General features: G+C 69.3%; 25 protein-coding genes and 1 pseudogene. 14 read left to right on the top strand and 12 right to left on the bottom strand.

Annotated elements, in window-relative coordinates; all coding sequences use genetic code 11:
- The 3 genes from rlmN to QZV94_RS01720 all read left to right on the top strand — a co-directional run.
- The coding region (rlmN, locus tag QZV94_RS01730; RefSeq protein WP_293676074.1) for a 23S rRNA (adenine(2503)-C(2))-methyltransferase RlmN at positions 1 to 620 on the top strand (620 nt) is incomplete at its 5' end.
- Positions 621 to 708: 88 nt separating this feature from the next.
- Entirely contained in the window at positions 709 to 1,128 is a 420-nt protein-coding gene (locus tag QZV94_RS01725) for a DUF350 domain-containing protein (protein ID WP_293676073.1), read from the top strand.
- A gap of 18 nt (positions 1,129 to 1,146) precedes the next feature.
- Complete coding sequence (locus QZV94_RS01720) at positions 1,147 to 1,977, top strand: serine protease (RefSeq protein WP_293676072.1); 831 nt, start codon at positions 1,147 to 1,149, stop codon at positions 1,975 to 1,977.
- Here the strand turns inward: QZV94_RS01720 and QZV94_RS01715 are convergent.
- Positions 1,895 to 3,673, bottom strand: a complete 1,779-nt coding sequence (locus QZV94_RS01715; protein ID WP_293676071.1) for an MFS transporter — start codon at positions 3,671 to 3,673, stop codon at positions 1,895 to 1,897. The genes QZV94_RS01720 and QZV94_RS01715 overlap by 83 nt on opposite strands.
- Positions 3,674 to 3,751: 78 nt before the next feature.
- On the bottom strand, positions 3,752 to 5,308 hold the full coding sequence (locus QZV94_RS01710; protein ID WP_293676070.1) for a response regulator: 1,557 nt from the start codon (positions 5,306 to 5,308) through the stop codon (positions 3,752 to 3,754).
- A 192-nt stretch (positions 5,309 to 5,500) separates the two neighbouring features.
- Here QZV94_RS01710 and QZV94_RS25080 point away from each other — a divergent pair.
- From QZV94_RS25080 to QZV94_RS01690, 5 genes and pseudogenes are all read left to right on the top strand, one after another.
- A pseudogene (locus QZV94_RS25080) lies at positions 5,501 to 5,668 on the top strand (response regulator transcription factor); the annotation flags it as partial.
- Between the two features lie 100 nt (positions 5,669 to 5,768).
- Positions 5,769 to 6,134 carry a hypothetical protein gene (locus QZV94_RS01705; RefSeq protein ID WP_293676069.1) on the top strand — a complete coding sequence of 122 codons (366 nt, stop codon included), beginning with the start codon at positions 5,769 to 5,771 and terminating at the stop codon, positions 6,132 to 6,134.
- Between the two features lie 218 nt (positions 6,135 to 6,352).
- Positions 6,353 to 6,721, top strand: coding sequence for a hypothetical protein (locus QZV94_RS01700; RefSeq protein WP_293676068.1), 369 nt, complete (start codon positions 6,353 to 6,355; stop codon positions 6,719 to 6,721).
- A gap of 72 nt (positions 6,722 to 6,793) precedes the next feature.
- Positions 6,794 to 7,267: a hypothetical protein gene (locus QZV94_RS01695; RefSeq protein ID WP_293676067.1), complete on the top strand. Its 474-nt coding sequence runs from the start codon at positions 6,794 to 6,796 to the stop codon at positions 7,265 to 7,267.
- A 112-nt stretch (positions 7,268 to 7,379) separates the two neighbouring features.
- The gene (locus QZV94_RS01690) at positions 7,380 to 8,375 is read left to right on the top strand and encodes a nitronate monooxygenase family protein (RefSeq protein WP_293676066.1); all 996 of its coding nucleotides are present in this window, start codon (positions 7,380 to 7,382) and stop codon (positions 8,373 to 8,375) included.
- Between the two features lie 137 nt (positions 8,376 to 8,512).
- Here QZV94_RS01690 and QZV94_RS01685 read toward each other — a convergent pair whose 3' ends face one another.
- The 4 genes from QZV94_RS01685 to QZV94_RS01670 all read right to left on the bottom strand — a co-directional run bounded on the left by QZV94_RS01685 (position 8,513) and on the right by QZV94_RS01670 (position 14,296).
- Positions 8,513 to 10,069, bottom strand: a complete 1,557-nt coding sequence (locus tag QZV94_RS01685; RefSeq protein WP_293676065.1) for a YifB family Mg chelatase-like AAA ATPase — start codon at positions 10,067 to 10,069, stop codon at positions 8,513 to 8,515.
- Positions 10,070 to 10,202: 133 nt separating this feature from the next.
- Complete coding sequence (gene gshB, locus QZV94_RS01680; RefSeq protein WP_293676064.1) at positions 10,203 to 11,150, bottom strand: glutathione synthase; 948 nt, start codon at positions 11,148 to 11,150, stop codon at positions 10,203 to 10,205.
- Between the two features lie 39 nt (positions 11,151 to 11,189).
- Positions 11,190 to 12,857 (bottom strand): hypothetical protein, encoded by a 1,668-nt coding sequence (locus tag QZV94_RS01675; RefSeq protein ID WP_293676063.1) that lies wholly within the window; start codon positions 12,855 to 12,857, stop codon positions 11,190 to 11,192.
- Positions 12,857 to 14,296 carry an MBOAT family protein gene (locus tag QZV94_RS01670; protein ID WP_293676062.1) on the bottom strand — a complete coding sequence of 480 codons (1,440 nt, stop codon included), beginning with the start codon at positions 14,294 to 14,296 and terminating at the stop codon, positions 12,857 to 12,859. The genes QZV94_RS01675 and QZV94_RS01670 overlap by 1 nt, the downstream gene beginning before the upstream one ends.
- A 161-nt stretch (positions 14,297 to 14,457) precedes the next feature.
- Here QZV94_RS01670 and thiD point away from each other — a divergent pair, with 161 nt between their 5' ends.
- From thiD to QZV94_RS01650, 4 genes are all read left to right on the top strand, one after another.
- Positions 14,458 to 15,273: a bifunctional hydroxymethylpyrimidine kinase/phosphomethylpyrimidine kinase gene (gene thiD, locus QZV94_RS01665; protein WP_293676061.1), complete on the top strand. Its 816-nt coding sequence runs from the start codon at positions 14,458 to 14,460 to the stop codon at positions 15,271 to 15,273.
- A complete protein-coding gene (locus tag QZV94_RS01660; protein ID WP_293676060.1) occupies positions 15,270 to 15,836 on the top strand; it encodes a nucleotidyltransferase family protein in 567 nt (188 codons plus the stop codon). Before thiD ends, QZV94_RS01660 begins: the two co-directional genes overlap by 4 nt.
- 70 nt (positions 15,837 to 15,906) lie before the next feature.
- On the top strand, positions 15,907 to 16,275 hold the full coding sequence (locus QZV94_RS01655; protein ID WP_293676059.1) for a hypothetical protein: 369 nt from the start codon (positions 15,907 to 15,909) through the stop codon (positions 16,273 to 16,275).
- A 76-nt stretch (positions 16,276 to 16,351) separates the two neighbouring features.
- Positions 16,352 to 16,759, top strand: coding sequence for an EVE domain-containing protein (locus QZV94_RS01650; RefSeq protein ID WP_293676058.1), 408 nt, complete (start codon positions 16,352 to 16,354; stop codon positions 16,757 to 16,759).
- 15 nt (positions 16,760 to 16,774) lie between these two features.
- On the opposite strand, the gene QZV94_RS01645 is transcribed toward QZV94_RS01650, so the two are convergent.
- The 3 genes from QZV94_RS01645 to QZV94_RS01635 are packed head-to-tail and all read right to left on the bottom strand — an operon-like array spanning position 16,775 to position 18,083.
- Positions 16,775 to 17,161 (bottom strand): PaaI family thioesterase, encoded by a 387-nt coding sequence (locus QZV94_RS01645; protein ID WP_293676057.1) that lies wholly within the window; start codon positions 17,159 to 17,161, stop codon positions 16,775 to 16,777.
- Positions 17,158 to 17,751 (bottom strand): hypothetical protein, encoded by a 594-nt coding sequence (locus tag QZV94_RS01640; RefSeq protein ID WP_293676056.1) that lies wholly within the window; start codon positions 17,749 to 17,751, stop codon positions 17,158 to 17,160. The genes QZV94_RS01645 and QZV94_RS01640 overlap by 4 nt, the downstream gene beginning before the upstream one ends.
- Entirely contained in the window at positions 17,751 to 18,083 is a 333-nt protein-coding gene (locus QZV94_RS01635; protein WP_293676055.1) for a hypothetical protein, read from the bottom strand. Before QZV94_RS01635 ends, QZV94_RS01640 begins: the two co-directional genes overlap by 1 nt.
- 174 nt (positions 18,084 to 18,257) lie before the next feature.
- Between QZV94_RS01635 and QZV94_RS01630 the strand changes: the two genes are divergently transcribed.
- Together QZV94_RS01630 and rarD are read left to right on the top strand one after the other, a co-directional pair.
- Positions 18,258 to 19,289: an aspartate-semialdehyde dehydrogenase gene (locus tag QZV94_RS01630; RefSeq protein WP_293676054.1), complete on the top strand. Its 1,032-nt coding sequence runs from the start codon at positions 18,258 to 18,260 to the stop codon at positions 19,287 to 19,289.
- Position 19,290: 1 nt separating this feature from the next.
- On the top strand, positions 19,291 to 20,232 hold the full coding sequence (rarD, locus tag QZV94_RS01625; protein WP_293676053.1) for an EamA family transporter RarD: 942 nt from the start codon (positions 19,291 to 19,293) through the stop codon (positions 20,230 to 20,232).
- Positions 20,233 to 20,526: 294 nt separating this feature from the next.
- On the opposite strand, the gene QZV94_RS01620 is transcribed toward rarD, so the two are convergent.
- The 3 genes from QZV94_RS01620 to ahcY all read right to left on the bottom strand — a co-directional run bounded on the left by QZV94_RS01620 (position 20,527) and on the right by ahcY (position 24,013).
- Positions 20,527 to 21,666: a serine hydrolase domain-containing protein gene (locus QZV94_RS01620; protein WP_293676052.1), complete on the bottom strand. Its 1,140-nt coding sequence runs from the start codon at positions 21,664 to 21,666 to the stop codon at positions 20,527 to 20,529.
- A complete protein-coding gene (locus QZV94_RS01615; protein WP_293676051.1) occupies positions 21,663 to 22,508 on the bottom strand; it encodes a PfkB family carbohydrate kinase in 846 nt (281 codons plus the stop codon). The genes QZV94_RS01620 and QZV94_RS01615 overlap by 4 nt, the downstream gene beginning before the upstream one ends.
- Positions 22,509 to 22,621: 113 nt before the next feature.
- Entirely contained in the window at positions 22,622 to 24,013 is a 1,392-nt protein-coding gene (gene ahcY / locus QZV94_RS01610) for an adenosylhomocysteinase (RefSeq protein ID WP_293676050.1), read from the bottom strand.
- Positions 24,014 to 24,230: the final 217 nt, after the last annotated feature.

Genomic DNA, 24,230 nt, shown 5'->3' with positions numbered 1-24,230 from the left:
TCACCAACATCGTCTTCATGGGCATGGGCGAGCCGCTCTACAATCTCGACAACGTCGCCACTGCCATCGACATCATCTCCGACAACGAGGGCATCGCCATCTCGCGCCGGCGGATCACGGTGTCGACCTCCGGTGTCGTGCCGCAGCTGAAGGACCTGGGCGAGAAGACCCGCTGCGGCCTGGCCATCTCGCTGCACGCCACCAACGACGAGCTTCGCGAGAAGCTGGTGCCGCTGAACAAGAAGTACCCGTTGGCCGAGCTGATGGACGGCATTCGAGCCTTCCCTGGCCTGTCGAACGCCAACCGCGTGACTTTCGAGTACGTGATGCTGAAGGGCGTCAACGACAGTCCTGCCGAGGCCAAGGCCCTGGTGCAGCTGCTGAAGGGCATCCCGGCCAAGATCAACCTGATCCCGTTCAACCCGTGGCCGGGCAGCGGCTATGAGTGCTCGTCCTGGTCCACCATCGAGGCCTTCGCCGCGATCCTGAACCGCGGCGGCTACGCCTCTCCGATCCGCACGCCCCGCGGACGCGACATCCTGGCCGCCTGTGGCCAGCTGAAGAGCGAGAGCGAGAAGGTGCGCGCGAGTGCGCGGCGCCGCTCGGAATCACCTGCCTGACGGCCGCCGCGCAAGCGTTGGCATGACGTTCTGATCGTTGATCAGTCCATGCTAACGAGTCGCGGGTAGATGTGACGGGGGACGCCGCATGCCGACACCATCGCCTGAGATCCAGGCCTTCGCCACCGGGTTCCCGGTCTTCCTGCTGCACGCGGGGGTCACGGTGGCGATCCTGTTCGCTGCAGCGGCGCTCTACGTCCTGCTCACGCCGCACAGGGAGATCAGCCTCATCCGGCAGGGCAATTCGGCGGCCGCCCTATCGCTGGGCGGCGTGCTGATAGGCCTCGCGATCCCCCTGGCGGCGTCGCTCAAGGCCTCGACCAACGTCATCGAGATCGGGCTCTGGGGCGCGGTCACGGTGGTGGTGCAGCTGCTGGTCTTCCGGCTGGTGGATATGATCCTGCGCGGCTTGCCCAAGCGCATCCAGGAGGGCGAGACCGCCGCCGCGGCGCTGCTGGTGGGCGCCAAGATCGCCACGGCCCTCGTGGTCGCGGCGGCCCGCAGCTGAGATGGACCGCCAGCCGACATGAAGTTCCCGCGGCTGCCGGACTGGGTGGTCTACGCCGCGATCGTGGTGGCGGTGCTGTTCGCGGCGCAGGGCCGCGACGAGCGCGCCGACGCGCCGCCGGCGCCTCCGAAGAGTTCCGACCCGCTGGGTGAGGCGCTCGGCCCCGCCTCGCCCTTCGACCCCGCGGTCGTCGTGGACGTGCCCGCCAAGGCCGCGCCGGCCGCCGGCACCGCCTTCTCCATCGCCCGCTCCGGGGTGTGGATGACCGCCCGCCACGTGGTCGACGGCTGCGCGCGCGTGGCCATCGTGGTGGGCCCCGGGACCGGAGTGGCGGTCGACGTGCGCATCGACCCCAACGGCGAGGCGGCGCTGCTGTTCACCGAAGGCGGGGCGGCGCCTCTCCCGCTGGCGCTCACCGATCCCCTGCGGCGGGGCCAGCGGGCGTTCCACCCGGGGTTTCCGCAGGGCTCCCCCGGGGAGGCCAGCTCGCGGCTCCTCGGACGTGAGAACCTGGTGGTGCGTGGGCACGGCGCGCGCACCGAGCCGGTCCTGGTGTGGGCCGAGACCGGCCGCACCGAGGGCTTGAAGGGCACGCTGGGCGGGTTGTCGGGCGCGCCGGCGTTGGACGCCCAGGGCAGGGTCCTGGGCGTCACCATCGCCGAGAGCCCCAGGCGCGGGCGCATCTATACCACCGCGCCCGAGGTGGTGGGGGCGGCCCTCACCACCAGCGGCGGCCACGCCGACGCCAATGCGGCCGGGGAGGCGATTACGCCACAGAACTACTTCTACGTCGCCGACGACCTGCGCCGCGAGCTGCAGGTGGCCCAGGTGGTCTGCCTGGACCGCTAGCCGGCGGATCCACCAGTTGGACCTGGCGCTTGGCGACGATGAACGCCAGCACGACCGCGGCCGCGCCGATCACGGCCGAGTACAGAAAGAAGACCAAATATCCGGCGCCCAGGCCCGCGGGCGTGACCCCAGATCTCTCCATGGCCCCGGCGTAGGCATTGGCCGGCAGCCGCGAGAACAGCGGCAAGAGGGCCGCAAAGGCGCCGCCGGCATCGGCCGAGGCCGCCGAGCTTTCCACGATCCGCCCGGACTGGGAGGCGATCAGCTTGCCGGGCAGGGCATAGAGCGACGAGAACAGCGCGTATTGCGTGGCCGTGAAGCCCGCGGTCGTCAGGCTGGACATGTAGGCGATCAGGCAGGTGCCGGCGACACCACCCGCGACATTGTCGATGCCGATGGCCACGAACAGCGCCCAGAGCTGTGGCCCCTGGACCGCCAACCACCCGAACGCCAGGTTGCTAAGCGGGCCCGCGAAGGCGCCGACCACCAGCGCCCGGAGCAGGCCGAAGCGAGCCACGAGGAAGCCGCCCAAACCGACGCCGATCACCGTCATCACCACCCCGAACACCTTCCGCGCCTCGGCGATCTCGATCTTGCTGAAGCCGAGGTCGGCGTAGAACGGGTTCATGATGTTGAGCACGAAGTCCGACAGGCGGTAGAGACAGATCAGCGCCAGGATCAGCGCGGCCACGCCGCGGTAGCGCCGCAGGAAGTCGCGCAGAGGATCGCCCAGAGCGGCGAACAGGTAGACCCCTGGCCGGGTGCGGACGCCTGGGATCGGGCAGATGGACAGTACAATCACCGCCAAGCCCGCGACTACCGACGCCAGCTGGATGTAGACCCCCTGCGGCTTCATCTCCCAGGCGCTGCGGATGGCATCGGCGGCATCATGGGCGCCCTGGGCGCTCAGGAGGGCCGAGAGCACCGCCGCGTCGGCGGCCAGGCCCGAACCCAGCAGCAGCGCGCCCAGGGCGAAGATCGCCAGTCGGGCGATCCACTCCGGAAACTCCAGCAGGGGGCGGCTCGGCACGCCCTCGGCGTGGATCGGGCGGATAGCATGGGCCTCCTCGCGCGGCGCGCCCAGCACGCCGGCGACCCCCAGGAGCATCAGCCCGGCCATCACGGCGTATGAGAAGCTCCAGCCGTAGGCCTCGGCCAGCAGGAGCGGCGCGGCGCCCGCTACGATCATGGCGCCCCGATAACCCCACTGGTAGGCGGCGGCCATGGCGCCCTGCTTCTCGACCTCGGCCGCCTCGATCCGCCAGGCGTCGATGACGATGTCCTGGGTGGCCGAGACGAAGGCGACCAGGGCCGCGAAGGCGGCCATCAGCGCCAGGTCCTTCGCGGGGTCCACCCCGGAGATCATCCACAGCCCGACCATCAGCAGGAGTTGCAGCACCAGCATCCAGCTGCGGCGATGACCCAGCAGTCGCGTCAGGCCGGGGACCTGGGTCCGGTCGATCAGCGGCGCCCAGAGGAACTTCAGGGAATAGCTGAGCGTCGCCAGCGCGAAGATGGAGATCACCTTCAGCGACAGGCCCGATTCCCTCAGCCACAGCGACAGGGTGTCGAAGATCAGCAGGTTGGGCAGGCCGGATGCGAAACCCAGGGCCAGCATGACCAACGCGCGGCGTTCCACGAAGACGGCGAGCGCGCTGAGCGCGCTGGGCTTGGGTCCGCTGGTCTCGAGGCTCATCTGCGCTCCGGTCGAGGGCCCCGTCGCCCCGGATCAGCCGACCTTGGCGCGCGCCGCGGGCCTCGTCCAGCCGGCCTCCTAGGCCCGGCGGGCCTGCCCCCTCGCCGGCTGTGGCTGGGCCCACCGCGTCAGCACGGCGCGCAGGGCATCCGGCGACCGCGGCTTGACCAGGAAATCGTCCATGCCTGCGGCCAGGCACACGCGGCGGTCGTCCTCAAAAGCGTAAGCCGTCAGGGCGACGATCGGCGTTGTCACGCGGGCCGCGCGCAGCCGCCGCGCCGTCTCCTCACCCGAGAGTACCGGCATGCGCATGTCGATCAGGATGAGGTCGAACCTCCCGACGGCCACCGCGGCCAGCGCGTCCTCGCCGCCTGTGGCATGCTCCACGTCGCAGCCCTCGCGCGTCAGCAGGGCCCGGGCCAGGAGGGCGTTGATCGGGTTGTCCTCGACCAGCAGGACGCGCGCGCCGGGCGCTGCCGCTTGGGCGATCCGCTCGTCGTCGCGCGGTGGCTGAGCGGCGACGGTGGTGGTCCCGGCGGCGATCAGGACGCGTTCGGCCACCGAGGCGCGGCGCAGGGGCTTGATCAGATAGCCGGCAAAGCCCGCGCGACGGTAGCGGGCAATGGCGGCGCGCTCGTCCGGCGCCAGCAGGATGATGGCGGCCCGCTGGAGGGGCGGCCTCAAGGCGCCGCCCGTGACGGCCAGGCTGGCGTCCACAAGGATCACGTCGCCGGGCTTGGTGCGGGCGATGGCCTCTGGCAACGCATGGGTCACGCGGGCGGCGCCGCCGCAGGCCTCGATCTGGCGGCGAGCGGCCTCCCGGACGACGGGATTGGCCGACGCGACGGCGACGGTGTGGCCCGCCAGTGACGCCACCGGCGAGGCGCCAGGCAGGCCCGGCAACGTCGCCTCGAACCAGAAGCAGGCGCCGCCCTCGCCGGGCTTGGCGCCCAGGCTCCCGGCGGCTTCGACACCCACGTCGCCTCCCATGGCGCGTGCAAGCCGCCGCGCGATGGCCAGACCCAGGCCTGCCCCGCCAAGGTCCGCATGCGATGCCTCGGCCTGGGCGAAGGCCTCGAAAATGCGGTCACGATCGGATTTCGAGACCCCCGGCCCGGTGTCCTCCACGGTGATTCGCAGGCGACCGGTCTCTGGGACTTCCGCACGGAGAAGCACGCCGCCGGCCTGGGTGAACTTGATGGCGTTGCCGGCGAAATTCAGCAAGATCTGGCGCAGGCGACCCTCGTCGGCCAGGGCGTACACTGGCCGCGCTGGGGCGGCCCAGGCAATCTCCAGCCCCTTCTCCCGCGCCCGCGGCGAGAGGAGTTCCGCCACCGAGCGCAGCAGGTCCTCCACCTCCATCGCGGCCGGGTGCAGCTCGACTCCGCCAGCGCCCAGCTTGGCGAAATCCAGCACGTCGTTGACCAGCGTCAGGAGGTGCTGGCCGCTGTCGTGCAGAGCCGCCACATAGGTCTTCTGCTCGGCCGTGAGCCGGGTGCCTTCCAGCAGCCGGGCCATGCCCAGCACGCCGTTCAGCGGCGTGCGGAACTCGTGGCTCAGTGAGGCCAGTTGCTCGGCGCTGATCTGCGCCCGGCTTGGGCGGCGCTCGGAGAGGGGTCGAAGGGGTCGGCGCATGGTCGCCAAGCCTTAGGCGCGAACGGCTTAACGGGCGGTCAAGCGTCCATCAGCGCGGCAAAAACGCCGGCTGCCGCGTCAAAACAGCCCGCGCGGCATGCGCGAAGCCGGCAATCTGCTCGTCAAAGTAGACGAAACGTTCAAGGCATCGTTTACTGTGGCTCCAAGACCCCCGTACGCTTCGAGGGCGTAATGACACCTGTCGACCTCCTTACTCCACGCGAGCGCGAGTGCCTGCGTCTGGTCGACCAGCATTTCAGCTCCAAGCAGATCGCGCGCGAGCTGGGGATGTCCAAGACCTCCGTGGACACCTACTGCGACCGCGCGCGCCGCAAGCTCGGCGTGGGCGACCGCTACCAAGCCGCCAAGCTTCTGCGCGAGGTGGACGTGGTTAATCCTGTCCTGATCGCATCAGGACAGGACACGATCAGGACAGACGCCGCCTCCGATTGCGGGCTCGATGAGCCGGCAACACAAGGGGCTTCCGATGGGCGACTGGCCGAACTTCGAGAACAGGGCGGTGATTGGCAAGGCCCTCCGCCTTCGCCGGGAGATCGACGACTTCGAGGCCCGCTGGCCGGCGCTGGCCAAGCGGGAGGAGCTTCTTCCCAACTTCTCCTGGACGCAGCTCGAGCGGCAGCTCGTCGATCTGTCGGCTACGACGGCGCAGGCGGACATGGCCCGGCACCTGGTGTCGGCGACCCGCAAGCTGGCCCCGTTCAAGCCGGCGGAGATGGTGCTCCGCGAAATCCTCTGCCTCACCTGGGTTCTCCTGGACGAGAACTTCAAGGGCGAAACGGAGGTGGGCTCCGCCGAAATGAGCTGAGCCCAGCCGCGAGGCTGGGCCTCGTTGCAGCGATTGCCGTCATCACCGCCCTCGCCTTCGGGGGCATGCTGGCGGGTCTCGGCGAACTGGGCGACCTCGCGCGCACCCTGCTCAAGGCCTGAGTTTAGGCCCCGTTAACCAAGGACCTCAACGGTCCGGAAACCCAGCAATTGAAACCTTAGAGCGCGCGGGACCCCCGCCGCGCATGGAGAGAACTTATGCTCAAAGAACGCCGCATGGTCGCCGAGCAGGTTGCTGGCGCCCTCTGGGACGCCGAAGCTGCGATCGACGCCGCCCTCAGCAAGACCGCACATCTCACCGGCATGATGCCGCAGCTGCGCCAGCAGGCCGGCGCCTCGGCCCTGATTGGACAGGACGCCCTGGAGCGCGCCAGCGCCGCCATCCTTGCGCTCGCTGAGGCCCGCCGCGCCATCGTGGAGACCCACAAGGAACTCAGCATCGTCCAGGGCCAGATCGGCCTCGGCGCGGTGAAGCTGAACGGCGACCCCATGACGACGAAGCCGGCGCCCATCGAGCGCGCGGGCGAACATCAGATGCGCCAGATCCGCGCCGTCCGCGCGGCCTGACCGCTCAGCTTTCTTTACGCGCTCAAGTCTGACAGGCTGGGCCCTCGGGAAACCTTCCCGGGGGCCTTTCTCTTGTCCGCCTATCAGCTTCCGCACTGGATCTGGCCGACGGCGCTCATGGCGGTCTGCGCGCTTGCGGTGTGGCGCGGTCGTGACGACGAGCGGCTGGCGGCTGGCGGCCTGCTCGCCAACTGGGCGTTCACGATGGTCGTCGTTCGCATGTCCGGTGGGACGGCCAGTGGCGCGACGCAGTGGGGAATGCTTGTCGTCGACGTTGCCCTGCTGGGCCTCTATCTTTGGTTGGCGTTGCGCAGCGGCCGCTACTGGCCACTCTTCGTTGCGGCCTTCCAGGTGCTCGTCGTGGTCACCCACCTGGGACGGGTGGTGGATTCTACGATCAGCGGCTGGGCCTATCTGACAGCTGCCCTGATCTGGGGCTTTCTCGGGCTTCTCACCATCGGCTACGGCGCTTGGACGGCGCCACGGCGCTACGCGGAGATCGAGGCCGTCGATCGGCACGCCGCAGCCGGGGCCCCAGCCCGCTAGCCAGTGGCGCTTCAATTGGCCGTTGATTGCCCTGGCGGCCATACCCAAAGATGCAAACCGCGGGCGCCCCAAGGCGGGCGCCGGGGGCGCGCCCCAAGGGGAAGCAGGCAAGATGCATTCGTTCGAGGGCAACCGGGTCACCCGGCATACGGGGACCGAGTTCCCCGTCTTCCAGGCGCCTATCGGCCTGATCTCCCGCGGCGCCCTGGTGGGGGCCGTCTCGGCGGCGGGGGGCGTAGGCCTCCTGGAGACCGGCTCGCTGCCGATCCCCCAGCTGCAGGCCGAGTTCGACATCGTCCGCGACCGCTCCAACCGGCCCTTCGGCCTGCACTTCCTGATCGCGGCCCTGGAGCGGCGCCCGGAACAGGAGAAAGCGGCTCTGGACTGGGCGCTGGACGGCCGGACCAAGTTGATCACCACCGGTTACGGAGACCCCACGCGCTACATCAAGCGTATCAAGGACGCCGGCGCGGTCACCTACCACCTGACCGAGACGCTGGAGGAGGCCCTACGCGCGGAGGACGCCGGCGTTGACGGCGTCGTTCTGGGCGGGGCGGAGAAAGGCGGCGGCAACGGCGCCGACAACCTCCACACCTTCGCCCTGCTCCAGCAGGCCCGCAAACGCCTCTCGATCCCCATTGTGGCGACCGGCGGCATCGTCGACGGCTACGGCATGGCCGCGGCCTTCGCGCTGGGCGCCGAGGGCGTGTGGATGGGCACCCGCTTCATCGCCTCGGAAGAGTGCCCCTGGCATGACAACTACAAGCAGGCCATCGTCGAGGCGGACGAGGTCATCAGCATCGACATCGGTTCGCGGCTCATCCCGAAGATGCGCGCGGTCCGCAATACCTTCTCCGAAGCCGTCGCCCGCGGTGAAGCCGGCGACAAGTCCAACCCCTACGCGGGGGACGCGATGAAGCTGTTCTACGAGGGCCGCACCGACCTGGCGCTGGTCGGATGCGGCGAGAGCGCCGTGCTGATCGACAAGGTCAAGCCGGCGGGCGACATCGTGCGCGACACGGTCGCCGAGTTCTGGGGCGAGATCGATCGCCTCTCAAGTCTGCGAGGCGTAGCCTCGCGCCCGCTGACGCCAGCCGCGGAGGCCTGAGCCGGAGCCAGCAGGCACGACAGCGGATGGCGGAGGTGTGGTGAACGAGCCGGTCTGCCGTGTGCGGCGCGTGCTGCACGACGCGTGACCAATCCGGGCTCGCCGGAAGCTCCGCCAGTGGCCCGAACCACGACTTGCTATGCGGTGAGCGCAGGTGACCCAATCGGACCGCCCATCGAGGACCCGGGGGCGATCCGGCGGTAGATCAGCGCCTCGGCCACGTGGATGCGGCGAACCGGACCAGTCCCCTCCAGGTCGGCGATGGTGCGGGCCAGGCGAAGGGTGCGGGTCCAGCCACGGGCCGAGAGGCCACCGGCCTCGGCGGCGCGCGACAGCAGCGCCCGGGCGGGCGGGTCGAGGTCGGCGATGGTCTCCAGCCAGTCGCCCTCGGCCAGGGAATTCAGCAGCGGGACGCCATCTCCGGCCTGGGCGGCGCGCTCCGCCTGCAGCCGCCGTGCGGCGGTGACCCGCGCGGACGCCTCGGCGGTGCCTTCGCTGGGGGCGGGCAGGGCCAGGTCGGCGGCGGTGACCGGCGGGACCTCCACCTGCAGATCGATGCGGTCCATCAGCGGGCCGGAGATGCGGCCCTGGTAGTCAGTTTGGCACCGCGGCGCCCGTCCGCATGCGCCGCGCCCCGCGCCGCCGAGGCCGCAGCGGCAAGGGTTCATCGCCGCCACCAGCTGGAAGCGCGAAGGATAGCGGACGTGGGCGTTGGCGCGCGCCACCACCACCTCGCCGGTTTCGAGCGGCTGGCGCAGGCTGTCCAGCGCCTGGGTCCCGAACTCCGGTAGCTCGTCGAGAAACAGCACCCCGTTGTGCGCCAGGCTGACCTCGCCGGGCTTGGCCTTCAGGCCGCCGCCGGTGAGCGCAGCCATGCTGGCGGAGTGGTGCGGGCTGCGGAACGGCCGGGCGCGGGTGAGCTGACCCTTGGCGATCAGCCCGGCCACCGAGTGGATCATGGACGTCTCGAGCAACTCCTCCGGCGTGAGGGGCGGCAGGATCCCCGGCAGGCGCGCCGCCATCATCGATTTGCCCGATCCCGGCGGGCCGATGAACGAGAGGTTGTGGCCGCCTGCCGCGGCGATCTCCAGCGCCCGCTTGGCGTTCTCCTGGCCCTTCACGTCGCGCAGGTCGGGAACCCGTCCGGCCTCCAGCATCTCGCCGGGCTTCGGCGGCGCCAGCACCTGGGCGCCGCGGAAGTGGTTGACGAGCGCGATCAGCGACGGCGCGGCCAGCACCCGAGTCTCGCCGGCCCAGGCCGCCTCGGGCCCGCAGGCCTCCGGGCAGATCAGCCCCAGGCCCAGCGCGCCGGCGGCGACCGCCGCGGGCAGCGCCCCGGCCACCGGCGTGATCCGCCCATCCAGCGCAAGCTCGCCGATCGCCGCCCACTCCTCCAGCGCATCCGGCGGAATGATGCCCATGCCCGCCATGATCGCCAGCGCGATCGGCAGGTCGTAGTGGCTGCCTTCCTTGGGCAGGTCGGCCGGCGCGAGGTTGGCGATGATGCGCTTGGAGGGAAGCGCCAGGCCCAGGCCCATGAAGGCCCCGCGCACGCGCTCCCGGCTCTCCGAGACGGCCTTGTCGCCCATGCCCACGAGGAAGAATTTCGACTCGCCGCGAGTGAACTGCACCTGGACGTCGACGCGGACCGCCTCAACGCCCCGAAACGCCAGGGTCACCACCCGAGCCGCCATACCTACCCCTAAGGTCCAGACAACAAGTTATCCACAACGCTGCCACGCAGCGGCGCTCAGATCAAGAACAAATGATGAACTTTGGGGAAACCTAGACGTTTCCGTGACTTCTGAACGTCTCTTGGACGACAGTCTAGGCCCCGGCCCGAAGCGCTTCAATCCGCTGCCACATCACCTCGCTGGCATCGATGCCCGTGAAACGCTTGAGCGCCACCGCGCCGGTCGGCGAGGTGACGTTGATCTCAGTCAGGTGATCGCCGATCACGTCGATGCCGACGAAGATCAGGCCGCGGGCCTTCAACTCCGGCCCGATGCGCGCGCAGATTTCCCGGTCCCGCGCAGACAACTCGATGGGCTCGGGCGTGCCGCCCACCGCCATGTTGGAGCGGATCTGGCCCTTCTCCGGCACCCGGTTGATGGCGCCCACCGGCTCTCCGTCGATCAGCAGGATGCGCTTGTCGCCCTTGGTCACCGAGGGCAGGAACTTCTGCACGATCACCGGCTCGGGCCCGAGTTCGGCGTGGATCTCCAGCAGCGCGCTCATGTTCGGGTCGTCGACCAGGTGGCGGGTGACGCCAGAGCCGCCGCGGCCGTTCAGGGGCTTCAGCACCACGTCGCCGTGACGGGCGCGGAAGTCGCGGATCGCCTCGCGGTCCCAGGTGATCAGGGTGGGCGGCTGCAGGTCGGGGAACTTGGTGACGAACAGCTTCTCCGGCGCGCTGCGCACCTCGGACGGATTGTTCACCACCAGGGTGGCGGGATGGATCGCCTCCAGGAAGAAGGTGGCGTCGATGTAGCGCATGTCGAAAGGCGGATCCTGGCGCATCAGCACCACGTCGAAGCCGGCGAGCTCGACCTGCCGCACGGGCCCCGCCTTAACATGGTCGCCCTTCACCCGCTTCACTGTCACGTCGCGGCCGCGGGCGAAGACGCGGCCGTCCTCCATCGCCAGGCTTTCGGTGAGATAGACGAACAGCGAGTGCCCGCGCGCCTGGGCCGTCTCCATCATCAGGAAGGTGGTGTCGCCCTCGATATTGATTCCCTCGATGGGGTCCATCTGGACGGCGACCTTCAGGGACATGCGGAAACCTCGGCTTTTGACCGTCCGCACATAGGGCCTTCAGGAGGGCTGCGCCAGCACGAGGCGTTTGGTGCGGAGCCAGCCGCGCGGCAGGGCCGCGGCCGTCACGCCCTTCAGGATCAGCCGCCCGCCGGTCATCTCCACCACGGTATCCGCGCCCACCTGGCGCACCGTGTGCGCTGTCCCGGCCTCGAGCTCGACGCGGTCGCCCTCCTCGGCGAAGAAGTCGGTGACCACGTCGCTTCCGCAGCCTGCGAAGCCGTAGAACGTGTCTCCCCCCCGCCCACCCGTCAGCACGTCGTCGCCCCGGTCACCCGAGACCCAATCGTCGCCATCGCCACCGTCGACCCGATCATCGCCGCGGCCGCCGCGAAGCTCATCCAGCCCTCCCAGGCCCTCGATCAGGTCGTCCCCGGGGCCAGCCTGGATGGCGTCGCTGTCGCGGCCGCCGCGGAGCCGGTCGGGTCCGTCCGTGCCGACCTGATAGTGGAACGCCGTGCGGCGGCTCGCGTCGGCTGGGGCGGCGGCGAAGCGCTCGCGCTGCCCCACGGCGCCGCGGATGCGCGCCATCGCGTCCGGGGAGGCGGGCGGAGCAACACTCATCACGCTCAGCAAGCCTGCCTCCATCACCTCGGTGACGACGACGTCCGGGTCGAATCGCGCGATCAGGTCCGGCCTCCACGGCCCCTCGGCGACATGGGCCACGACGATGCGGCTGAAATGGCCATAGAGGAACGGAAGGAAGGCGTTGGAGAAGGAATCGACGGTGATCAGCAGCACCGGCTTGCCCGCCTGTCCGGTGTCGATCACGCGGGCGCCGGTCCAGTGCCGCCTCGCGGTGAGGTAGGTAACCTGGATGGCTTCCTCGGCGAACGGGTCGGAGAGTTCCGGGTAGTCCACGTCCACGAAGCTGGCCACGCCCAGCATCAGCGCCAGGTCCCGCGGCCGGTTGAGCTCTCGGATACGTGTGTCGCTGAAGTCCTCCACCGGCCGCGGCCCTTCAGCCGTCAGGCCCTGGGCGTGCATCGTGCGCATGAAGGCCACGTAGCCGAGATAGGCTCCCGGCCCGGTCCAGTGGCTGTCGTGCGCGCTGAAGGTCTTCAGGCCCCAAAGCGTCGGCCGCGCCAGGGCGCCTTCCAGGTACAGGACCGTGCCGGCCTTTGACGCCTCGGCGAGGCGGGCGAGCGTGACCGCCGGGCGGTTGCGGTCCAGGGCGAACCACCAGGGCGCGCGCTGGGGGACCTGCGCGGCCTTCGTCGGCGGGACCAGGATGAAGTAGGCCTTGCCGTCAGCGCCCAGCGCCTCGGTCCGCCCGGCCAGCGCCGCCAGCCAGCCCTGCGCCTGCGCATCGCTCATCGGCGGATCGCCTCGCGCCGCGCCCAGGTGGGAGCCGTCGTCGGGGAACAGCCAGCCCTCGCGCCCGACCAGCACCCGCGGCGAGCCCGAAACTCCCGCGCTGAGCCGCAGCCGGTTCAGCGCTCCGATGAGGTGCGCGCGGGGCGGGAAATGGTCGGCCACATAGGCGTCCATGGCGCGGCGGTACTCGGCGAGGCCCGCGAGGCCTGCGGGCGGGGTGGGCAGCCCGGCCAGAGCCCGGTTCTCAGTCAGCGCCGGCGCCGGGACCAACCGCGGCGCCACGAACGCCGCGGCCAGGACGGTGACGCTCGCCGCGATCAGCCGCCCCCAATGCGCGCGAAGCCGGGTCATCAGAACCTGAAGTAGAGGAAGGGGTTGAGCGTCGTACCGGCCAGGACCGCCACGCTGAGCAACAGCCCACCGAGCAGCAGCGGCGTCGAAAGGACGTGAACCCCCTGGGTGTCTAGCCGCGGCTCCAGCGAAGCCGCGGCTGTCAGCCGCTGAGTGCGCAGACGATCGAGCAGCCAGGGCAGGGTCGGGACGGCGAACACCAGCCCGGCGGCGATCGCCGCGAGGCGTTCGTTGTTCAGCAGGACCAGCAGGTCCACCGGCGGGAGGGCCATCTGGCCCAGCCGCGTCATCGCCGCCAGGTAGCCAACCGCCTGGGGCAGGGTATCGGCCCGGAACAGCACCCAGCCGGCCATCACCACCAGGAGCGCATAGAGGTGGCCTATCGGCCGTGGCGCCCGGGCCAGGAGCCGACCCAGGCCCGCTCGCTCCAGGAGGAGGAATCCGCCATGGAAGAGACCCCAGACCACGAAGGTCCAGGCCGCTCCATGCCAGACGCCGGTGAGCAGGAACACCACCAGCAGGTTCCGGAAGGTCTTCGCGGCCCCCTCGCGATTGCCGCCAAGCGGGATGTAGACGTAGTCCCGGAACCAGGACGACAGGCTCATGTGCCAGCGCCGCCAGAACTCGGTGATCGAGGCTGCGGCGTACGGGTAGTCGAAGTTCTTCGGGAAGGTGAAGCCCAGCATGAAGGCGAGCCCGATCGCCATGTTCGAATAGCCGCAGAAGTCGAAATAGATCTGCAGCGTGTAGCTGAGGGCGCCAACCCAGGCCGTGGCGGGATCCAGGGCCGCCACCGGTAGGCCGAAGGCGTGGTCGGCAAGCGGCGCGACCGAATTGGCCACCAGCACCTTCTGGCAGAGGCCGACGATGAAATACTGGATGCCCAGGCCCAACCGTCGCGTCTGGCGTCGGTCGGCGTGCAATTCGTCGCGGATTGCGGCGAACCGCACGATCGGCCCGGCGATCAGGTGCGGGAACATCAGAATATAGGCGGCGAAGCGGGCGGCGTCCTTCTCCACCTCGACCCGCTTCCAGTGGACGTCGAGGACGTAGCTGATCAGCTGGAACGTGAAGAAGGAGATCCCCAGCGGCAGGGCGAGAGCGATCTCCGGAAGGGGTGAGCCCGGCAGGATCGCGTTCAGGTTCGCCGCGACGAAGCCGGCGTATTTGAACAGCCCCAGCACCGCCAGGTCGAGGGTGATCAGCCCGGCCGCGAAGGCTCGCCTGCGCCCCGGCGCGCGGGCCGCCGCGACGATCCGGGCTCCGGCGTAGTTCAGGCCGATCAGCGCCGCCAGCAGCAGGATGTAGGCGCCTTCGCCCCAGACGTAGAAGGCGGCGCTGCCCGCCAGCAGCAGGCCTGTCCGGCATCGGCCCACGTAGTAGCCGACCAGGAACACGGGCAGGAAGTAGAAGATGAAGACGATCGAGCTGAAGACCATCCTAGTCGCCCGCCCTCCGCCACCCTGAAGGCCTAGTTACGGTGACGCGGCCGGCGCCGGCAACCGCCCGAGTGGATAGATGGCCGACGCAGGGCGGGCCGAGTTTCCGGGACCCGCGCAAAGCCGGTGCAATTGTCGCCCGCCCAAGCTATCGCCAGCGGATGCATGCGCTTGGCCGAGTCCTGATCATCGCGGGGTCCGACAGCGGCGGCGGCGCGGGAATCCAGGCCGACGTCAAGACGGTGACAGCGCTCGGCGGCTACGCGGCCACCGCGATCACGGCCGTCACCGTGCAGAACACCCTGGGGGTCACCGGCGTCCATCCCATCCCGCTCGACGTCATTGCCGCCCAGGCCCGCGCGGTGCTCTCGGATATCGGGGCGGATGCGATCAAGACCGGCATGCTGGGCGATGCGGCCACCGTCGCGTTGGTGGCCCAGCTCCTGGACGAGGCGGCGGTCCCCGCCGTGATCGATCCCGTGATGGTGGCGAAGGGCGGGGCTTCGCTGCTGGCCGACGCCGCCGTCGCGGCGGTGCGCGAGCTGTTGATCCCTCGTGCGGCCCTGCTGACGCCGAACGCGCCGGAGACCACGGCGCTGACCGGGCTCGCCGTCGAGACCACCGACGACCTGCGCCGCGCCGGAGCGGCCCTGCTGGCGGCCGGCGCCGGGGCGGTGTTGATGAAGGGCGGCCATGTGCCGGGCCCGCGCGTAATCGACCTGCTGATGACGCCGGACGGCGAGACCGCCTTCGAGGGCGAGCGGATCGAGAGCCGCCACACCCACGGCACCGGCTGCACCCTGGCCTCGGCCTGCGCGGCGGGCCTGGCTCAGGGCCTGCCGCTGACCGCAGCGGTGGCGCGGGCCTGGGACTATGTGCACGAAGCAATCCTGCGCGCCCCGGGCTTCGGCGCCGGCCACGGTCCGCTCGACCACGGCTGGCCGTTGCGTGAGGCCAGGGCGAGGGGTCGCGCATGACCCTCGAAGCGCGGCTGGAGGGTATCCTGCGCCGCTCGCAGCCGCTGATGCACGTGCTGAGGACGCTGCGCGATCTCGATCTGCCGGACTGGATGATCTTCTCCGGGGCCCTCTACCAGCGGGTGTTCAACGATCTCACCGGCCGGCCGCTGGACTACGGGATCAAGGACTACGACGTGGCCTACTACGACGCCTCCGACCTCTCCTACGATGCCGAGGACGTGGTGATCCGTCGGGTGGCCGCGGCCTTCGAGCCACCGCTTCGCGACATGGTCGAAGTGCGCAATCAGGCCCGCGTGCACATCTGGTTCGAGGGTCACTTCGGCGAGCCCTACGAGCCCCTGGCCTGCAGCGCGCAGGCCCTGGAGCGCTTCGTCAGCCCGGCGCACGCGGTCGCCGTGCGGCTGGGCGGGGGCGATGAGATGACCATCCACGCGCCGTTCGGCCTGGAGGACCTGTTCGCCATGCGGCTGCGGCGCAACCCCAACCGCAACAGCGCCAACTTCGCCAAGGTCGCCGCCGGGGCCAAGGCGCGCTGGCCGGAGATCGAGGTGCTCGGCTAGGGCGCCGGCCGCTTCGCCGCAACCGGCGGTAGGCTCCCGTTAATGGGCGGGGGCGGACAATAGCCTAGCCATGAGTGACCCCGACGCCAGGCCCAAACCCCCTCCCCGCTCGGGCGACGCCGAGGTGCTCGCGCTCGCCGAGGGTCTCGTGGGTATGCTGGGTAAGACCTACGACCGAGACGGGCTCGAAACCCTGCGCGGCGTTGTCGACAGCTATCCCGATGTCGGGCGCGATGGCGCCGGCGAGGTCGTGGCCAGCCTGATCGGCCTCCTGAACGACCTCATCGCCCACCAGCAGATCGATAAGGAAGCGCTCCTGGTGCACGTCCGCGCCTGGCGCTTCATGGTCTCGCGAAAGCCCGACCAGAAGGAGCGCGCGCAGTTGATCGACGGTCTGCGCTCCGTGCGCGACCTCTACGACGAGCCCAAGGCCGCCTGAACGGCGCCAGGGCGAACGGGGCTGGGCGAGGCCCGCGCCTTTTGCCATGGTCCGCCGACCGCAACGGAGGCCGCCCATGTCCCACTGGCTGGTTAAGTCCGAGCCCAACACCTACGCCTTCGCCGACCTGCAACGGGACGGCAGGACCGTCTGGGACGGCGTGCGCAACTTCACCGCGCGCGGCAACCTCAAGGCCATGAAGTCCGGCGAGGAGGTGCTCTACTACCACTCCCAGGAGGGCCTCGCGGTGGTGGGGATCGCCAAGGTGGTCAAGGAGGCGTTCCCGGACCCCAGCGACGAATCCGGCCGCTTTGTGGCGGTGGAGCTGGCGCCCGTACGCGAGCTGAAGCGCCCGGTCGCGCTGGCCGAGATGAAGGCCAACCCGAAGCTGGCCGACCTCCAGGTTATCCGCCAGGGCCGCCTCTCGGTCTCGCCGGTCACCGACGACGAGTGGGCCGAGATCCTGCGGATGGCGGAAGGCTGACCAACGACGGCGCCGTCACCCCGGCAGTAGCGTCATCTGCGTCTGGATCACCAGGGCGAGGAGCTTGCCCTCGGCGTTGGTGATCCGGGTCTGCCACACCGAGGAGCGGCGGCCGACGTGCAGCGGCGTGGTCTCGGCCTCCACCACCTGCCCCACCCGCGCCGAGCCCAGGAAGTTGGTCTTGCTCTCCAGCGTCGTGGTCCCCGCGCCGGGCGCCAGGTTCAGGGACCCGGCGATGGCGCCTAGGGTGTCGGCGAAGGCCATGTAGGCGCCGCCGTGCAGGATGCCGCCGGCCGTGCAAAGATCCTCGCGCACGGTCAGCCGGCCTCGCACGCGGTCCTTGGTCCGTTCGGTGACCTCCACGCCCATCAGGTCGGAGAAAGGCATGCCGCTCGGGCTCATGGCTTCACCCTGGCGGTCGGCTTCGACGGCGGCACGGTGTGCAGGGGTTCCCAGCGCGCAGCGACCGGGTCCGAGCCGCGTAGCACCCATAGCTGCTCGCCGCGCTGGGCGAAGAGCATCGGTCCGGCGGGGCCGTCGGCGACCGAAACGATCGGCGCCGGGACTGGCGCGCTGGCGAGCGCAGCAAGGTGACCCTGGGCGAAGAACAGGAACACCGCGTTGCCGGCGATGAAGGTCAGCATCATCAGCGGATAGGTCAGCTTGCGCAGAAGGTCGGGCCCGCGAAGCGCCGATCCGCCTGGGACCGCTCCCTGCTCGCGCAATCGCTCGTAGGCGTGCGAGTTGAGGATGAACAGGAGGGCGAGCGCCGACGACGCGAGCAGCAGGCCGCCGGCCCACTGGAGGAGGATCAGCTGCGCCGCGACGGGTTCGTCCTTCAGCGCCGAAAACCCGAACGCGGTGAGACCGGAGCCCAGCGCCACCAGCCACTTGGCTAGCTCGATCTGCTGGTTGAACCAGCTTGGCGCCGCCGGCGGCTTCTTCTCGGGGGATAGAAGGCGCTCCAGCCAATCCAGGACGGCGGCGGCCATCAGTAGCCCGAGGTCCTGAACGATTCGAGCAGGCTGACAGCCCCGGCGGCCGCCTCGGTCAGCAAGGCGACCTGTCCGTCCAGCGTGGCGACTGTGCGTCCCTCGGCGAGGGCTTCGCCGACGAGGCCGATGCGTACCCGCCGGGCGTTGTCGGCGAGGTGGGTCAGGGTCGCCAGGTGCCGCTCCGGTGGCAGCTGCATCAGCAGCTGATAGACCATCGAGCTGATCGCCGAGGCCGAGTCCTGGGTGATTACGAAGGCCGCCTCGCCCGGGTTTCGATCGAAGAACTCCCGAAGCAGGCGACCGAGCTGGTGCAGCTCCTGTGCGTTCATGCCTACCTCCCGGCCACGTCGGGTGGCGATGCTAACCGAAAGCGGCCTAAAGGCGAGCGGCCCGACTTCCTCGAGCGCGGTCAGAGCCTATCTGATGGGCGGATCAGGATCGCTCGCCTTGCCTCGGGAGGCTCTGCGGCGTAGGGGAACGCTCCCCAATTCAGGAGTATGCCAATGGGTTACCGGGTCGCCGTCGTCGGCGCCACGGGCAACGTGGGTCGCGAGATGCTGAACATCCTCGAGGAAGTGAACTTCCCCGTGGAGAAGATCCACGCCATCGCCTCGCGCAAATCCATCGGCCTGGAAGTCGAGTTCGGCGACCGCATCCTCAAGTGCGAGGACGTCGCCCAGTTCGATTTCTCCACGGTGGACCTCGTGTTGATGAGCGTCTCCGGCGCCTTCTCCAAGGAGTGGTCGCCGAAGATCGGCGCCGCCGGCGCGATCGTGATCGACAACTCCTCGGCCTGGCGGATGGACCCTGACGTGCCCCTGGTGGTGCCCGAGGTGAATCCCGACGACGTCGAGTGGGCTAACCGCAAGAACATCATCGCCAACCCGAACTGCTCGACCATCCAGCTGGTGGTCGCGCTGAAGCCGCTGCACGACGCGGCGCGCATCAAGCGGGTGGTGGTCTCGACCTACCAGTCGGTCTCCGGGGCCGGCAAGGAGGGGATGGACGAGTTGTTCGACCAGACCAAGAACGTCTTCGTCCTGGGCGCCACGCCCCCGAAGAAGTTCCCCAAGCAGATCGCCTTCAACATCATCCCCTACATCGGGACCTTCCAGGACGACGGCTACACCGACGAAGAGCACAAGATGTGGAACGAGACCCACAAGATGCTCGACCCGGACATCGCGCTTACCGTCACCTGCGTGCGCACGCCGGTGATGGTCGGCCACTCCGAGGCGGTGAACATCGAGTTCCACGAGCCGCTGGACGAGGACGATGCGCGCGACATCCTGCGCGAGAGCCCGGGCATCATCGTCATCGATAAGCGCGAGCCCACCGGCTACATGACGCCGAAGGAAGCGCAGGGCGAGTTCGCGGTCTACGTCAGCCGCATCCGCAACGACCCCACGGTCGAGCACGGCCTGAACCTGTGGGTGGTGGCCGACAACCTGCGCAAGGGCGCGGCGCTGAACGCGGTCCAGATCGCCGAACTGCTCCACGCCCGCGGCCTGATCCGCCAGAAGGCCATCGCCTAGTATGCCCCCGTCGTCCGCGCCGGGGGCCGAAGCCCGCCTGGCGCTGATGGCGGGGATCGGCTGCTACCTGATCTGGGGCTTCGTGCCCCTGGCGTTCCAGGTCATGGGCCGCCTCGGTGTTGGCTCATGGGAGATCCTGGCCCACCGCTCGCTCTGGGGCGCGCCCACCGCGCTCCTGCTGGTGCTGCTGGCGCACCAGGGCCGCCAGGTGCTGGCGGTGGTCGGCAAGCCTAAGGTGCTGGCGTGGCTTTGCCTGTCGTCGGCGCTGATCGCCGCGAACTGGGCGATCTTCATCACCGCGGTGAACTCGGGCCGAGTGCTCGAAGGCAGCTTCGGCTACTACGTCACGCCGCTGGTCAACATGGCGTCGGGCGCGCTGATCTTCCGCGAGCGCATCGACCGCATCGGCGCGATCTCCATCGGCCTGGCGGCGATCGGCGTGGCGTTCCAGGGTTGGGCGCTCGGCCACCTGCCACTGATCTCGCTCGCCCTGGCGCTCACGTTCGGCGGCTACGGTATCGTACGCAAACAGGTGCAGGCGGATGCCCAGACCGGTCTGTTCGTCGAGTGCCTGATCCTGTCGGTTCCCAGCGCGTTCTACCTGGCGTGGCTGGCCGGTCAGGGGGCAGGGCACTTCACCGCGTCGGGCGCGACCATGTTCTGGCTGATCGCCGCGGGGCCGCTCACGGCGCTGCCGCTGGCGCTGTTCTCGTGGTGCGCGCGGCGGCTGCCGATGTCGGTCATGGCCTTCCTGCAGTTCATCGGCCCGACGATCGGCTTCGGCATCGGGATCGCGCAGGACGAGCCGTTCACGTCCCTGCACGCCGTCTCGTTCGCATTCATCTGGACCGGCGCGGCGGTCTTCGCCTGGGGCGCCTGGAAGCGATCCCGCGTGGTCCTGCGCGCAACACGCGAGATCGCTGCGGCCTCGGAAGCGAAGTAGCCGTCGCCGACATGCAGAACCGCATAGCCGGTCTGTGAAATTGCCGATCTATGCAGTGTTCAGATGATGCTATCTAAACGGTGTCCAGACGGACAGCCCGCCCCCGGGCGCCACCAGAGCCAGGAACTGCATCATGACCCTCTCGACCTTCGAACGCGCCGCCGACCGCCTCGCCCCCACCTTCCTGATCATCCTCGGCCTCGTCGCCGCCTTCGGATCTGCTGGCCTGGGTCTCTGAACGCCCCACCCACAGCCAGCACCGGATGAGGGCCCCTTGCGGGCCCTTTTTCGTGGCTAGAGGCTCGCGTAAGCGGCCGCGATGAGCCGCCGGGGGCGCACGTCGCCCATCAGGGCCGTCCCCTGCCTGTTCATCACGTATGCCCCGCCCAGCTTCACCTGCGGGTCGGCGAAGGCGCACGAGCCGCCCCAGCCGGAGTGGCCGAATGTCTCCACGCCGGGCCCCCAGACGAAGTTCGGCGGGTTGCGCATGAAGCCCGCCGCCCAGCTCATATCGAACGGCAGCACCAGGTCCTGGCCGCGGATGCGCTCACGGCTGGCCTCTGCGATCAGGGCCGGCGACAGGATCTCGTCGCCTTCCAGCCACCCGTCGTTGGCCAGCGCCCCCATCAGCCGCGCCAGCGCCTCGGCGGTGGCGTAGCCGTTGGTGGAAGGGACCTCCATGCGCCGATAGTCCGCCCCCGCCTTGCCGGCGGCCGAGGACCAAGGGGTCAGGAAGGCGGCGGTGGTGGCTGCGTTGTGCTCGCCGAATTCGGGCAGGGCGTTCGGTCGCTGCAGGTCGGCGACCCGATCCTCCAGGCCCGCCGGAAGGCCGATCCAGGCGTCGAGTCCGAATGGCGCGCCGATATCCTCCCGGAACGCGGTCCCGATAGTGCGGCCATCGACGCGGCGGAAGATCTCGCCCGTGATGTAGCCCACGGTCACCGGATGATACCCGCTGGCGCTTCCCGGCGGCCACATGGGCGCCATGGCCGCCAGCTTCGCGCAGACGGCGTCCCAGTCGACCCAGATCGACGGGTCCGTGGCCTCGGGGAAGCCCGGCAGCCCCGCCTGGTGCGAGATCGCCTGCTCGACGGTGACCTCGGCCTTGCCGCCCTGCGCGAACTCGGGCCAGACGCTGGCGACAGTCTGGCCGTAGTCCAGGTTCCCCGCGTCCACGAGCCGGGCGATCATCAAGGCCGCGATGGCCTTGGTCGTCGAGAAGATCGGCGCCAGCGTCGCCTCGTCCCAGGCGACCGCGCCCTTGCGGTCGGCGGAGCCCGCCCAAAGGTCGAGGACCACCTCGCCGGCCTCCACCAGGCTGAAGCGGGCGCCCAGTTCCAGGCCCTCGGAAAAACTGTCGGCGAAGGCGTCCTTCACCGGGGCGAACCGGGACGGGGCGAACCCCCCGATCTCGAAAGCCTTGTTGACGCTCATAGCGTCTCTATACGCACCTCGGCCTTCGGGTTCACGATCCGATCGGCCAGCGCCACGATCGGCAGTTCCACGGACTTCCATGCCTCGGCCACCAGCAGGGTCTCGGCCACGGCGCGGGCGGCGCGTTCGGCGGCGTCGCGCGGGTCCTTGCCCTCCACCAGGCCGGCCCCGAAGCTGGCGGTGACCAGGTCGCCCGTGCCGTTGGGCGCCCGCTCGCGGCGCGGGTGGGCGAACAGCACCGCTTCCTCCTTGTCGACGTAGAGGATGCCCACCTCGCCATCGCGCGCCGGGACCGAGGTCACCAGCGCCGGCTTGCCGAGCGCGCGCGCGGCGTCGCGGGCGTCGGCAGCGGTCTCGATCTTGCGGTCGGTCAGGAAGGCCAGCTCCCATAGGTTGGGCGTGATCCAGTCCGCCAACGGGACCAGCCGCTCCTCCACCGCCTGGGCTACCTCGTACTTCACGTAGAGGCCGCGCGGGGCGTCCCCCAGCACCGGATCCACCAGCACCAGCGGCCGCGGGCCCCAGGCCTGGCTGCGCTCGGTCGTGCGCACCCGCTGGATTACCCCGGCCGCGATCTCGACCTGCTCCGGGTCGGAGAAGTGGCCAGTGATGATCAGGTCCACCATGCCGAACAGGGCGTCAGCCTCGATGTCGCCCAGCATGCGCCGGAACACGTCCGGCGAGGTCACCTCGCCCCGCCCGCCGCGCGCCGGCGTGCGTCCGAACATCACCGTCGGAGCCAGCACAGGGTCGATCTTGTGTGCAGCCAGCACATACTGCTGCGCTGCGCCGCCGATGCGGCTCGCGGCGACGAACGAGGAGAGGATCAGGGCAAGCGGCACCGTTCGGCCCTAGCTTAGCGCCGGCTAGGGAACCAGCGCAATTCTACCTAAAATGGTGAATAATACCGAATCAACCATCCTTGGTAGTGTTTTGCTAGGCTACGTGGCCAGGGTCAGTACCGATAATGGTCCGGCTTGAACGGCCCGTGGGTGGGCACGCCGATGTAGTCGGCCTGGTCCTTCGAGAGCTTGGTGAGCTTGGCGCCCAGCTTCTCCAGGTGGAGCATGGCGACCTTCTCGTCCAGGTGCTTGGGCAGGGTGTAGACGCGGGTCTCGTACTTGGCGCCGTTCTGCCAGAGCTCGATCTGGGCCAGGGTCTGGTTGGTGAAGCTGGCGCTCATCACGAAGCTGGGGTGGCCGGTGGCGTTGCCGAGGTTCACCAGACGGCCTTCCGACAGCACGATGATCTTCTTGCCGTCCGGGAATTCCACGTGGTGGACCTGCGGCTTGATCTCGTCCCACTTGAAGTTGCGCAGGCCGGCGATCTGGATCTCGGAATCGAAGTGGCCGATGTTGCAGACGATGGCGTTGTTCTTCATCGCCCGCATGTGCTCGACGGTTAGCACGTCCTTGTTGCCCGTGGCGGTGACGAAGATGTCGCCCTTGCCGGCCACGTCCTCCATGGTCTGGACGTCATAGCCTTCCATGGCCGCCTGCAGGGCGCAGATCGGATCGATCTCGGTGACGATCACCCGCGCGCCGCCGTTTCGCAGGGAAGCGGCCGAGCCCTTGCCAACGTCGCCGTAGCCCAGGACCACGGCGACCTTGCCCGACAGCATCACGTCGGTGCCGCGGCGGATGGCGTCCACCAGGCTCTCGCGGCAGCCGTAGAGGTTGTCGAACTTCGACTTGGTGACGCTGTCGTTGACGTTGATGGCGGTGAACGGCAACTCGCCGCGCTCATGCATCTGGTAGAGCCGGTGCACGCCCGTGGTGGTCTCCTCGGACACGCCTCGAATGGCGTCGCGGATCGCCGAATAAAAGCCGGGCTTCTCTTTCAGGTAGCGCTTCATCACCGCGTAGAGGGCTTCCTCCTCCTCGTTCTGCGGATTGTTGAGGACGCTCGGGTCCTTCTCGGCCTTGGGCCCCAGCACGCAGAGCAGGGTGGCGTCGCCGCCGTCGTCGAGGATCAGGTTCGGGTAGCCGCCATCGGACCACTCGAAGATCTTGTGGGCGTACTCCCAGTACTCGACCAGCGTCTCGCCCTTGATGGCGAACACCGGCGTGCCCTTGGCCGCGATTGCAGCGGCGGCGTGGTCCTGGGTGGAGAAGATGTTGCACGAGGCCCAGCGCACGTCGGCGCCCAGCGCCTGCAGGGTCTCGATCAGCACCGCGGTCTGGATGGTCATGTGCAGGGAGCCGGCGATGCGGGCGCCCTTCAGCGGCTGGGACTTGCCGTATTCGGCGCGCGTCGCCATCAGGCCGGGCATCTCGGTCTCGGCGATGTTGATTTCCTTGCGGCCGTAGTCGGCCAGCGAAATGTCTCTCACGACGTAGTCGGTCATCGGTCGTCCCTGGTGGCGGAATGTTCGGATTGGGCGCCCGTATAACCGTCCGGGGACCGTTCGGCAACAATCACATAAAGAAATCTTTATGTCCCTGACTGCTGTGTGCCCCCGGGTTTCGCCGCCATCCTCACCAGCTTGGCCATATGCGACGTCGTGAGCCTAGCCCCGCGCGACGTCCGCCCCTATGTGGGGCGCTTCCCCAGTGGGAACGCCT

This window comes from uncultured Phenylobacterium sp., from assembly GCF_902826855.1.
Taxonomy (GTDB): Bacteria; Pseudomonadota; Alphaproteobacteria; order Caulobacterales; family Caulobacteraceae; genus Phenylobacterium.
The sequence above is the reverse complement of the archived record's forward strand: the minus strand, read 5'-3'. Positions and strand labels throughout refer to the sequence as shown.